Raw genomic sequence first — 12,655 nt, 5'->3', positions numbered from 1 at the left:
TTACATTTTATCAAAAATAGACTAAAATTCTCATTGTTAATAAGTGAGCATTAATTGAATTGAATTTACTTGAAAGGAAAATCACATGGTTGATATGGATAAGGTTTTAGCATTACATGCAGCAAAAAAGGGTGTGTTAGAAATCAAGGGTAGTTTTGATGTAACTAACCCTGATGAGCTTGGGGAAGCATATACGCCAGGAGTTGCTAAGCTTTCTAAAATGATTGAAGCTAACCCTAGTGACAAAGATAAGTACACAGTTAGTGGTAAATTAGTTGCAATTATTTCTGACGGATCAGCAGTGCTTGGTTTGGGAAATGTTGGGCCAGCGGCTAGTCTGCCAATTATCGAAGGAAAGGCACTTTTGTATAAGACATTTGCTGGAGTTGATGCAATTCCTTTGGCTTTGAATCAGGTCAGCGTCGATGAATTTGTTACAACGGTCAAAAATATGGCAACGTCTTTTGCTGGTATTCATTTAGAAGATATTGCAGCGCCGAAAGTTTTTGAAATTGAGGAGCGCCTAGCAAAAGAGTTATCAATTCCGGTATATCATGATGACCAAACCGGGACAGCGATTGTTGTCCTAGCTGGTTTAATTAACGCCGCCAAGGTTGTTGACAAGCCTTTGCAGGATTTGAAAATTGTTTTGAATGGCGTTGGGGCATCTGGAGTTGCAACTGCAAAGTTATTACTCGCCGTCGGTATCAAGCATATTACTTTGATTGATATTAATGGTAAGGTACAGGCTGGAATGACTAATTACAATAGCTATCAATTAGCCTTGGCTGAACAAGTAACGCAACAAGCTGGTCAAAACTTAGACGAAGTGATTGCAAATCAAGATGTATTTATTGGTCTTTCAGATGCCAATGTTTTGTCGGTTGAGCAAGTAAAGCGCATGGCAGCTAAGCCAATCATCTTCGCATTAGCCAATCCAGTGCCAGAAATTAACCCAGATGATGCAAAAGCAGCTGGTGCCATGGTGGTAGCAACTGGTTCATCACAATGGGCTAATCAGGTCAATAATATCTTGGCCTTCCCAGGATTGTTTAAGGGGTTATTAGCAAGTGGTTTGAAGTCGGTTGATATGCAGCTACAGGTTCAGGTTGCTCAGGGCTTGGCAGCAATGATTACGCAACCAAGTCAAGAAAAAATCGTTCCCGGTGTCTTTGATGATGGTGTGGTGGATGTTGTTGCAACAGCTGTGGAAAACTACAGTAAGAAAGTTTTGAAATAGGGGAAAATAAAATGACAGTATTTTGGACATCAGTTCAATCGGTCTTAATGATTGTTTTGATGATTGCAATTGGCTATTTTGCCAATAACAAGGGGTGGTTTGACGAGAAGTTCTCTGGAGCTCTCTCAAAGTTGATTATGCGAGTTGCTTTGCCTTTATCAGTGTTTAGCTCGATGATTTCACACTTCCAGCCAGCCATGATGGCAAAACTGGGTGCTGGAGTTATTTATGTTATTTTTTCAATCTTAATTGGTTACGCGATTGCCTTTGGTGTTGTTCGCGTTTTGCGAGTGCCAAAGGGGCGGCGTGGGCTAATGATTGCGGCAATTAATTTCGCAAACACGGTCTTTATTGGAATGCCTTTGAATCAAGCATTGTTTGGTGCCGTTTCTGTACCATATGTTTTGGTTTATTATATTGTCAACACAGCATTATTATGGACCTTTGGTGTATGGATTATCGCATCTGATGATCCAACTGTTGGTGAGGGGAACGCCAAAGTTAAGTTTGATTTAGCGCACCTATTGCCAATTCCTTTGTGGGGATTCATCATTGCTTTGCCATTTGTATATAGCTCAACGTTGTTGCATCTTTACAATAGCTTGCCATTCCTTTCAGGATATACTGCAGCAACGGCAACATATACAACTAATGGAGTAATTCCAGCCATGGGTGGCTTAGTTACGCCACTTTCATTGATTTACATTGGAATTATGTTGAGTAACTTTGGACTTCGTTCAATGCGGATCGATTTCCATACAGTAGTTACAATCATTGGACGATTTGTGGTTTCACCAATTATTATGTTGCTCATTATCGCCGTTGGAACAAATGTCTTTGGAATTCACTTGGCCTCATTATTCCAAAAGACTTTGGTTATTCAAGCAGCAACGCCATCGTTTGCTGTTTTACCAATTCTAGCGAATGAATATCATAGTGACGTTAAATTTGCCACAAACATTGTAGCAATTGCTTCGGTGTTCTTCGTGGTTGTGGTTCCAGTTATTATGCTTTTGCAAAATCTTTAGAATAAAAAAGGGTCGCGACTAAATGTCGTGACCCTTTTTCTATAATTCAGATAAAATACGACGCGCAATCGATTCGGTAATGATATAGTCTGTAAATAGTCCACCACGTAAAGCGCCTAATGTAGCTTGTGTTTTAAACTTACTTTTAACCACAACGATCCGCTTGGGGGTAGCCAAAATTGTTTCGAGATCTTGGCCAAAAACTCGATCGTGATCATGGTTTAAGAAGTGGCCATGAACATCATAAGCCCGACCATATGCCAAGCCGGCAATATCACCGAAGTTAATGTCTGGGAAGATATCATTGATATTTTGACGCCAAGTATCAATCGAATTGATTGATGCCAATGTTCCTAGACTGGAAAAAATTAGATCCATTTGGCGACTGTTCTCAAATGCCTCTAAAGAAGAGATTTCATTTTTTAAACCACGGCGCACAGTGTCATTAATAATATATAGGGGTCCAGATAGAGTAACGTATCTAGCTGAAAATTTATTGGCAACTTTCTCAACCATGCGCATTGAACCAGCAGCTGAGTTATATTTACGATTTTCACCAACAAATTGAGTGAAGGCTAACTGGGGGAGACTTAAGTCATTGAAGTGTTCGATTAAGTTAAAGATTGTTCCACCCCAGGTTGTTCCAACAATTGAGCTATCCTTAATTGCAGCTTCAATTTTTTCGGCCGCAAATTTAATAAAGTTTTCATGACTGCCTTCGACAAGCTCATTTTCTTTCACAACGTAAATGTTGGGAATACTAAAAATCTCTTTAAATTGCTGTTCTAATTCATTGTCGCGCGCAGTTGGTGTAGCGATATTGATGGTAACAATGCCATATTTTCTGGCATCATCTAAATATTTATTAACTAGGTAGCGACTCAGCTGGTATTTATCAGCGAGGTCGCCAATGGTTAATTCATTAAAGTAAAAATCTTGTGAGATATTGGCAAGAAGTTCGCGGTTTTCCATCGTTAAACTCCAATCAAATGTTTTTTAAAATTATAGCACTTGTTTTAAAAATTTAAAAATATATTTTGCTTTTACGATTTTTGATTAAAAAAACAGTTTATTTTTGTAAAAAACAACAAGAATATTTTTATAAATTTCAAAAATATACTTTACTTTTGTTAAATTGAGCACTAAAATGAGAACTGTTATTAATTGATTCTTATTAAAGAGGGTCCGCGATGGAACAAATACAAGATTTATTTTTGCGAATACCCCGTGTGAGGAAAGATTGGCAAAGTTTTCTTATAAAGATGGGTATTGATAGTTTTGATGATAGTGAATTATTACCAATTGATGAGGTAATCGGTATATTTGCTGATAATCATTTGGTTGCTACAGGATCTTTGGCTGGCAATGTCCTTAAATATATTGCTGCTTCAAGTGAATCAGCCAATAGTGCTAGTTTATTTAACCAAATTGTAAGTGAGTTAATTAACCGTTTAAGGCAAAGGGGAATTTATCATGCCTTTGTTTTCACAAAACCGCAATACATTCAATCTTTTGAGCATGTAGGCTTTACGCTACTGGCCCAATCAACAAATGGGGCATTGCTAGAAGTTGGTAGTCCGGCAATCCAAGATTATTTAGCACAAATAAAAAAGCCGCGACCTTCAGACAAAAAAGTTGCCGCAATTGTAATGAATGCTAATCCGTTTACACTAGGACATCGGTACTTGGTTGAGAAAGCTGCCAAGGAAAATGATTTAGTCTATGTTTTTGTAGTTAGTGAGAATCAGGCCCTTTTTTCTAGCCAAGAAAGATTAGGCTTGGTTAAGGCTGGCACTAAGGACTTGGAGAATGTAGTTGTTTTATCTGGTGGTGCTTATATGGTTAGCTATGCAACGTTTCCGGCTTACTTTATTAAAAGCCAAGACCAGGTAATTGACTATCAAACGACCTTGGATGCAAGAATATTTGGTAATTGGATTGTCCCCGCTTTAAGAATTAATAAACGTTATTTAGGCAGTGAGCCATTATCGCACACAACTAATATCTATAATCAGGTTTTACAACGCGAATTAGCTAGTGAAATCAATGTAGAGATTATCGACCGTAAACGTCAGCCAGATGGCGAAGTTTATTCGGCTCGAATAGTTAGGGAAATGATTGCACAAGGCGATATTGAGGCAACCCAAGCTTTGGTACCATCGAGTACATATTCATTTATTAAGCAGCACCAAACAATTTTATTGGAACGAATTAAGGAAGGACAAAAAATTGATGGAAATTAAGCAAACTGCCTTAGCAGGTACCCTGGAATCATCAGATTTACAAGTGATGATAACAAAAGGCGATAAAGGAATTCAGATTGACTTAGAGTCTGATGTTAAAAAACAATTTGGTGCCCAAATTAAGGCGACAATTATGGAAGTTTTGCAAAGCTATGATATTGAGCAAGCAAATATTCAAGTTGTTGATAAAGGGGCTCTTGATATGGTAATCAAGGCACGAACCATTGCAGCAGTACAACGAGCCTTGGATATTGTAGATCAACCAACTTGGGAGGTACTCTAATGGCTACAGAAGAACGTTTACGTCGTACAATGATGTTCGTACCTGGTAATAATCCGGCGATGATTAAGGATGCTGGAATTTACGGTGCTGACTCAATCATGTTTGATTTAGAGGACGCTGTGTCTTTGGCCGAAAAAGATGCAGCTCGCTACCTAATTTACGAAGCTTTACAGACGGTTGATTATGGTGACGCTGAGTTAGTAGTCCGCGTCAATGGGCTTGATACACCATTTTTCGAAAATGACATTAAGATGATGGTTAAGGCAAACGTTGATGTAATTCGCCTGCCAAAAACTGAATCTGCAGCGATGATTAAGCAGTTGGTTGTGGCAGTTGAAAAGGCTGAAAAAGAGTTTGGTCGTGAAGTTGGTTCAACCAAAGTAATGGCAGCAATTGAATCAGCCTTGGGAGTTGTGAATGCCTATGAGATTGCCAGTGCATCAGATCGGATGATTGGAATCGCACTATCAGCTGAAGACTATACAACCGATATGAAGACCCACCGTTATCCTGATGGTCAAGAATTATTATACGCACGGAATGTAATTTTGCATGCAGCGCGGGCCGCTGGAATTGCAGCTTTCGATACAGTCTTTACCAATATGGATGATGAAGCTGGTTTCTATCGTGAAACAGAGTTGATCCATCAACTTGGCTTTGACGGTAAGTCACTAGTAAACCCACGTCAGATTGAGATGGTAAACAAGGTTTACCAACCAAGTGAAAAAGAGATTCTAAATGCACAAAACGTAATTGAAGCAATCGAAGAAGCCCGTCAAAAGGGCTCTGGTGTTATTTCAATGAATGGTCAAATGGTTGATCGACCAGTTGTGTTACGCGCACAACGTGTGATGCGTTTAGCTAAAGCAGCAAACCTTGTTGATGAGGAGGGAAATTATCTTGGAAAATAATGTAGCGCGTCAATTACCAGACGAATTAATGGAACAATTGAACTACCAACCTTTTAAGACGGTTGAATATGGTAATCGAGAGATTCAACGGGTTGCGCCTAAGGTGCGCGCAAGCGTAGGACCAAGCAAGGTAGTTGATTCACTAGAGACCTTGATTCATGAAAACTTACAAGATGGTATGACAATCTCATTTCATCATCATTTCCGTGAAGGTGATTATGTTTTTAACCAAGTAATGCGGATTATCATTGATGCTGGTTATAAAGATCTTGCCTTGGCCCCATCCTCATTGACCAATGTAATGAATGACATCGTTGTTGAAGCAATTGAAAAAGGTACGGTTACAAATATTACTTCATCTGGGATGCGTGGTACTTTAGGTGAGGCTGTTTCACATGGTGCCTTGGCGAACCCTGTAGTATTCCGTTCACATGGAAACCGTGCACGCGCGATTGAAAGTGGCGAAATCAAGATTGATATTGCCTTCTTAGGTGTACCTAATGCTGATGAAATGGGAAATGCTAATGGAATGGATGGCGAAACTGCTTTTGGTTCTTTGGGCTATGCCTTAATGGATGCTCAATACGCCGATAAAGTAGTGCTAATCACTGACAACTTAAAGCCTTACCCCAATACACCTGCTTCAATTAAGCAAACGCAAGTTGATTACGTTGTAAAGGTTGATGCTGTTGGTAATCCAGATAAAATTGGTTCTGGTGCAACTCGTTTCACCAAGGATCCAAAAGAATTAAAGATTGCCAAGACGGTTAATGAAGTTATCACAAATTCTAGTTACTTCAAAGATGGCTTCTCATTCCAGACTGGTTCTGGTGGGGCTGCATTAGCAGTTACGCGTTTCTTGCGCCAATCAATGTTGGATAATCAAATCAAGGCATCATTCGCTTTGGGGGGAATCACAAAACCCACAATTGATCTTTTGGATGAAGGCTTAGTTGAAAAAGTTATGGATGTGCAAGATTTCGATCGTGGCGCTGCTGATTCAATGCACTTGAACAAAAACCAACAAGAAATTGACGCTTCTTGGTATGCTGACCCAGCCAACAAGGGGGCAATGGTTGATAAGCTTGATGTTGTAATCTTATCAGCCTTAGAAATTGATACCAAATATAACGTCAACGTTATGTCTGGTTCAGATGGCGTGATTCGTGGTGCGATTGGTGGTCACCAAGATGCTGCAACTGCCAAGTTGACAATTATTTCGGCACCCTTGGTGCGTGGCCGGATTGCAACGATTGTTCCAGATGTAACCACGGTGGTAACACCTGGTGATTCAATTGATGTCTTGGTAACTGAGGTTGGAATTGCAATTAACCCTAAGCGTCAAGATTTGCTAAATGAATTGAGCAATATTCCAGGCGTACCGGTTTATACAATCGAGGAACTTCAAGCCATGGCGGAACATAAAGTTGGCACACCAACGCCACTCGAATTTACTGATCGAGTTGTAGCAATGGTGGAATACCGTGATGGTACAATTATTGATGTTATTAATGAAGTTAAAGATTAATTTTAAGTAGTTTAGAAAGCACACGTGATAAAAACGTGTGCTTTCATACATAAAAGAGGTGATGAGGATGCAAGTATTTGCGAGTGGAATTGAACAAGATATAACATCAATTTTGGCAAATAAGGACTGGCGGGCACAATTTCAAACTGCGTTAATGGAACAATATCCAGCGGCAACGATTTTAGCAGTCAAACTAAACATCCCCGGTAAGGTTAAGAACAACCAAGTAATCGAACAGATTTTTACGGAAGGTTGGAATAAACTACTGAAAAAGTTCGACCAACAGAGCCAATCAACAAAGTTATTTTTACAGCGAGAAACTGGTCCAGAGGGCTTTATTGTGGTTTTAGCAGGTTTGCGGGCAGCGAAGGTTGCGAGTGTTGAGTTTGAACAAGCCTGGCCACTTGGTCGGTTGTTTGACGTTGATGTGATGAGTAAACAGGCGCAAGCTGCCGGACAAATATCACGAACTAAGCTGAACTTACCAGTTAGGCAGTGTTTTATATGTGATTTGCCGGCCAAAGAATGTGCACGTCTGCAAAGGCATAGTAAGGCTGAAATTACAGCAGCAATTGATAAGCTAGTAACAGCGTATTTTGGAGAATAAGAATGGATAAGATGACATCAACGGTGCAAATGGCATTACGAGCTGTTTTATATGAGGTGACGGTTAATCCGAAACCGGGTTTGGTTGATCCAGTTAGCCAAGGGGCGCATACAGATATGGATGTGTTCACTTTTATTGATAGCGCAGTTAGTTTACAGCCTTATTTTGAGCAAGCTTATCAAATTGGATTAAAAGCTGATACAGATGATTTAGTATCAATTTTTCAAACCCTTAGAGTGGCTGGGAAAACTGCCGAAGAAACTATGTTCCAAGCGACTAACGGAGTAAATACCCACAAGGGAGCGATTTTCTCATTGGGAATTTTACTGGCGGCAACCGGCTATGAGCATCGGTACAACCGGCAAAGCACGGCCGGGATTTTAACTACGGTTAAGGAAATGTTGATTAACCTTACGCAGACAGATTTTGCAAAGCTCAGTGCGAAGCAGGTCGGTCAACAAACGGCCGGTGAGCGACAATTCCTCAAGTTTGGTAAGATGGGGATTCGTGGTGAAGCCGAGGCTGGTTTTCCGACGGTGGCTGAATTAGGCTTGCCTTTTTTACGTAAAGCGACTGGAACGCGAAACCAACGATTATTAGATACGCTGCTATTTATTGCGAGTGGCACAGAAGACTCTAATTTAATTAAACGGGCGGGTACGCCAACAGTTATTGACTGGCTTAAACCACAAATTGACCAATACTTTAAACTTGGTGGTAGTAAGACAAAAGTCGGGATGGAATTTTTAGAAAAGCTTGATCAGGTATTTATTGAGCGCAATTTGAGTTTGGGTGGTTCGGCTGACCTTTTAATTTTAACGACTTATTTGGCCCTCCTTGAGGAGGTTATTTAGTGTTCTTTAAGACTAATGATAACGTGCGACTTTACTATGCAGATAGTGGTCAGGGAATACCATTAATTTTCCTTAGTGGTTTTGGCGGTAATTCAATTGAGTGGGCAAAACAGAAAAACTTTTTTAATGCGGCGGGTTATCGAACAATAACGATGGACTATCGGAACCATGGGCAATCAGCCCGAACAAATCGTGGATTGCGAATCGCAAGATTGAGTATGGATTTAGCTAATTTAATCGAGAGATTAAAACTAAGCCAGGTAGTTATGATTGGTAGTTCAATGGGCGCCGGGGTTATTTGGTCCTATCTGTCATTATTTGGAACACAAAACGTCCGAGGTGTTGTTAGTATTGACCAATCACCTTATGGATTAGATGACGATAACTGGCGATTTGGGGCCTTACATATAACCGAAGCACGGTTAGCGGCCGATGTAAATCGGATTGCTAATCTAAAATATACGGTTGGTGCTGTCGATACGGATTTGCATGAAAAGTTACGCCAAGCACAAGAGGAACAACCATTTGATTTCCTACAAAATAAACCACTCTTGCTTGATAATTTGCGCCAGGATTGGCGCGATGTTTTACGCTATGCTCAAATCCCACAACTTTTTTTGGCAGGAGCTAACTCGCCAATTTGGTCATCTGACCACACTGCCTTTTGCAAGGCGTTAGTACAGGATGGTTATGGTGAAAGCTATATTTTCGAGCGGGTTGGGCATTTAGCACATTTGGAAGCGAGTCAGGAATTTAATGAAGTTGTCGGGCATTGGTTACAAAATAGTTAGTGGCCTAATGTTTTTGAAGTAACTATAATTTTCGTTACTGTAGATAAGAATTTGCTTGGATTAGTTATTATTTACCGAATGATACTAGCAACATACACAAATTAATACACATAAGCGGAAAGCTCCTAAATAAGATTTAGGAGCTTCTTTTTGTTTAATTATAAAAAATATTATATAAAAAAAGTCATAAAATTATTTACAAATTGATGAAATGGCAGTAATATAGTGATGAATTTAACAAGGAGAAAAACTATGGATAAAGATGCGTTATTTTTGAGAATGGTACAAGATTTTGCTGATCAAGAGGTTGCTCCATTGGATATGGACATCGATAAGAATCGTAAAATTCCCGATTCATTATACGAGAAGATGGTAAAAGCTGAGTTTTTGGGGATGAATTTACCCTTTGAATATGGTGGAGCGAATCTATCACTTGTAACAATTGCAAAAACACTAGAAATCATTGCTACTGCAAATGCATCACTGGCAGTAATTCTAGAAGGACACATGAAGACGGTATACCAACTATTGCGCTATGGTAATGAGCGATTGTTGCAACACTACTTTCCAGCGGCACTTAAGTCGATTTTTGCTTTTTCAATGACTGAATCTACGGGTGGAACGAATCCAAGTTATATTAATTCGACCGCGCGCAAGGTTGATGGTGGTTATATCATTAATGGGTCAAAAATTATGATTACTAATGGTGGTTTAGCTGATGTATATGTAGTAATGGCTAAAGATGAGGATGAAACCTTATCATTTTACGTTGTTGATGAGAAAATGGCGGGATTCAGTTATACCGAGGCTGAGGAGTTTATTGGTTTAACTGGGACGCCGGTTGGTGGAATTGCAATGGAAAATATTTTTGTGCCAGATTATCATCGGCTAAATCCAATCAATTATCCTAGTTTGACAATTGGTGATTCAGCGCATGCCGATGCTCGTGTAATGATGGGGGCAGTGTTGGCCGGCATTCAGCAACATGCCTTAAACGAAGTACTTGATTACGCTAAAGAACGTAAAGCAGGTGCGCAAAAGCTTTGGGAATTACAAACGATTCAACGCAAGATTGCAGATATTTCAATCGGTTATCAGACGACTCGGCTATTGTATCAGGATGCGGCTTTGAAACGTGATTTGGACAATCCAGAGTATTTCCTCCTTTCAACGATGGCCAAAGCATACGGTTCAAGAACAGCAGTTACAGTTGGTGATGATGCAATGCAAGCAATGGGAGCCTATGGATTTTCAGCGGAGTTCCCAATTGCTCATTTGATTCGTGATGCACGAGCGCTTGAATTTGCGGAAGGCTCAGTTGAAAAAATGCGTACAGAGATTACGAAATTTGAGGCACAACGTTAATGAAAATTGTAGTAGCAGTAAAACAGGTCCCAAATACTGACAATGTAGCAATTGATCCAATCACGCACAACTTAGTTCGATCAAATGATAACAAGATGAATAAATACGATAAACACGCCCTGGAAACCGCCTTTGAAATAGCCGCTAAAAATGATGATGAAGTGGTTGCAATTTCAATGGGGCCAAATCAAGCAAAGGAAGTCCTAGCTGAGGCAATTGCAATGGGTGCAAGTAAGGGTATCTTATTATCTGACCGAAAATTTGCTGGTGCAGATACTTTAGCGACTGCCTATGTACTGGCGAAAGCTATCGCTAAGCTGACAGATGTGCGGTTAGTAATTTTTGGACAGCAGGCGATTGATGCCGATACCGGACAGGTTGGTCCATTGGTTGCCACCCAATTAGCCTGGCCACAATTAACATATCTTTATGAAATTATGGCAGTTGATGCAGAAGAGATTACCGCAAAACGTAACTTAGGCCCCGTGTCACAAACGATTACAGCCAATTACCCTGCAGTTTTGACTATTTCTGATTTGGCGAATGAGCCCCGTTATTTATCAGCTCATCGCTTAATGACAATGGCTGATGATGCAATAATAACTTGGAATGCTGAGAAACTGGCAGCTGAGGATGAACGCATTGGGTTAGCGGGTTCGCCGTCAGCGGTACGAGCAATTGTCGAGCCAAAAGAAGCCGGTCGTCAAGGCAAGGTGATTGAAGCTGCTTCGGCAGTCGAGCAAGTGTTAGCAATTTTAAAGAGTGAAGGGATGATCAGATAATGGCAGATAAGAAAATATGGGTCATCGGGGAAGTCCTTGTTGGTAAATTAGATAATGGGTTGGGCCAATTAATTACTAAAGCACGACAGATAAAGAACGCTGACCACAAAGTTGTAGCAATTATCCCCCTTGGTGATGATTTAAAAATTAACGACTATCAATCAGCTCAATACTTTGGTGCTGATGAAGTGATATATCTAACTAGTCCAGAAGCAATTAATGCCGATGATTATATTTTAAGTAACACTTTGACGACATTAGCGAAAACCGAGCAACCAGATACAATCTTATTTTCAGCAACACCCTTAGCTCGTTCATGGGCACCAAAGTTGCAGTATAATTTACAAACGGCATTGACTGCGGATGCCTTAGATTTTTATTATGAAGATAGTTTACTGGTACAGGTAAAACCATCTTATGGGGATAAAATCCTAGCGGAAATTGTATCACCGACAGCGCGCCCGCAAATGGCAACGGCACGTCCGGGTACATTTGAAGCGGTAACAGTAGATGAGCCTACAAAGGATATTCGGAAGATCAAAGTAGCAGATTTAATTGAACCAAAAAGCCAATTTATTGAGAGTATAGTGACTAAAAACGTAGCTACGAAGCAATCAGTTACCACCGCCGACTTGATTTTTGCAGTTGGTCGCGGCGTGAAAAAAGAGCGAAGTATAGCCAAGTTGCATGAAATTGCTCACTATTTAGGTGCAGCAGTGGGTGCTACCCGACCAATGGCTGAGAAGCCGGGATTTGATCATAGTGATCAGATTGGTCAATCAGGTTCAATGGTTAGTCCAAAATTATTAATTAACTTAGGAATCTCCGGCTCCATGCAATACGTTGCCGGAATCAAGGGAGCAAAACAAGTTATTTCGATTAATACCAATGAAAATGCACCGGTTTTTGAACAATCTGATTTTGTTAAAGTTGGTGATGCACTGAGCTTTATTGATGACTTACATGCTAAATTACTGGATAAATGATTACTTATAGATTTAGGTCGGTTATTTGGTAAAATAG

The 12,655-nt window shown here is 40.1% G+C and carries 13 protein-coding genes; 12 read left to right on the top strand and 1 reads right to left on the bottom strand.

Features of this window, described 5'->3' with window-relative positions; genetic code table 11:
• Positions 1–85 precede the first annotated feature (85 nt).
• Entirely contained in the window at positions 86–1,240 is a 1,155-nt protein-coding gene (locus tag TT13_RS04600; protein ID WP_027698908.1) for an NAD(P)-dependent malic enzyme, read from the top strand.
• 11 nt (positions 1,241–1,251) lie between these two features.
• Entirely contained in the window at positions 1,252–2,268 is a 1,017-nt protein-coding gene (locus TT13_RS04595; RefSeq protein ID WP_027698907.1) for an AEC family transporter, read from the top strand.
• Positions 2,269–2,307: 39 nt separating this feature from the next.
• On the opposite strand, the gene TT13_RS04590 is transcribed toward TT13_RS04595, so the two are convergent.
• Positions 2,308–3,240, bottom strand: coding sequence for a sugar-binding transcriptional regulator (locus tag TT13_RS04590; RefSeq protein WP_027698906.1), 933 nt, complete (start codon positions 3,238–3,240; stop codon positions 2,308–2,310).
• Between the two features lie 218 nt (positions 3,241–3,458).
• Between TT13_RS04590 and citC the strand changes: the two genes are divergently transcribed.
• The 10 genes from citC (at position 3,459) to TT13_RS04540 (ending at position 12,618) form a co-directional block, all read left to right on the top strand.
• A complete protein-coding gene (gene citC, locus TT13_RS04585) occupies positions 3,459–4,511 on the top strand; it encodes a [citrate (pro-3S)-lyase] ligase (protein ID WP_045476634.1) in 1,053 nt (350 codons plus the stop codon).
• On the top strand, positions 4,501–4,794 hold the full coding sequence (citD, locus tag TT13_RS04580; protein ID WP_027698904.1) for a citrate lyase acyl carrier protein: 294 nt from the start codon (positions 4,501–4,503) through the stop codon (positions 4,792–4,794). The genes citC and citD overlap by 11 nt, the downstream gene beginning before the upstream one ends.
• Positions 4,794–5,705, top strand: coding sequence for a citrate (pro-3S)-lyase subunit beta (gene citE, locus TT13_RS04575; RefSeq protein WP_027698903.1), 912 nt, complete (start codon positions 4,794–4,796; stop codon positions 5,703–5,705). The genes citD and citE overlap by 1 nt, the downstream gene beginning before the upstream one ends.
• Positions 5,695–7,233, top strand: a complete 1,539-nt coding sequence (citF, locus tag TT13_RS04570) for a citrate lyase subunit alpha (RefSeq protein ID WP_027698902.1) — start codon at positions 5,695–5,697, stop codon at positions 7,231–7,233. The genes citE and citF overlap by 11 nt, the downstream gene beginning before the upstream one ends.
• A gap of 67 nt (positions 7,234–7,300) precedes the next feature.
• Positions 7,301–7,840, top strand: coding sequence for a citrate lyase holo-[acyl-carrier protein] synthase (citX, locus tag TT13_RS04565; protein WP_027698901.1), 540 nt, complete (start codon positions 7,301–7,303; stop codon positions 7,838–7,840).
• A gap of 2 nt (positions 7,841–7,842) precedes the next feature.
• On the top strand, positions 7,843–8,694 hold the full coding sequence (citG, locus tag TT13_RS04560; protein ID WP_027698900.1) for a triphosphoribosyl-dephospho-CoA synthase CitG: 852 nt from the start codon (positions 7,843–7,845) through the stop codon (positions 8,692–8,694).
• Positions 8,694–9,485, top strand: a complete 792-nt coding sequence (locus TT13_RS04555) for an alpha/beta fold hydrolase (protein WP_027698899.1) — start codon at positions 8,694–8,696, stop codon at positions 9,483–9,485. Before citG ends, TT13_RS04555 begins: the two co-directional genes overlap by 1 nt.
• Before the next feature lie 252 nt (positions 9,486–9,737).
• Entirely contained in the window at positions 9,738–10,850 is a 1,113-nt protein-coding gene (locus TT13_RS04550; protein WP_242868519.1) for an acyl-CoA dehydrogenase family protein, read from the top strand.
• The gene (locus TT13_RS04545) at positions 10,850–11,632 is read left to right on the top strand and encodes an electron transfer flavoprotein subunit beta/FixA family protein (RefSeq protein ID WP_027698897.1); all 783 of its coding nucleotides are present in this window, start codon (positions 10,850–10,852) and stop codon (positions 11,630–11,632) included. The genes TT13_RS04550 and TT13_RS04545 overlap by 1 nt, the downstream gene beginning before the upstream one ends.
• Positions 11,632–12,618: an electron transfer flavoprotein subunit alpha/FixB family protein gene (locus TT13_RS04540; protein WP_027698896.1), complete on the top strand. Its 987-nt coding sequence runs from the start codon at positions 11,632–11,634 to the stop codon at positions 12,616–12,618. Before TT13_RS04545 ends, TT13_RS04540 begins: the two co-directional genes overlap by 1 nt.
• The last annotated feature ends 37 nt before the right edge of the window (positions 12,619–12,655 follow it).

The sequence above is a fragment of the Weissella oryzae SG25 genome (genome assembly GCF_000691805.2).
Lineage (GTDB): Bacteria > Bacillota > Bacilli > Lactobacillales > Lactobacillaceae > Weissella > Weissella oryzae.
The sequence above is the reverse complement of the archived record's forward strand: the minus strand, read 5'-3'. Positions and strand labels throughout refer to the sequence as shown.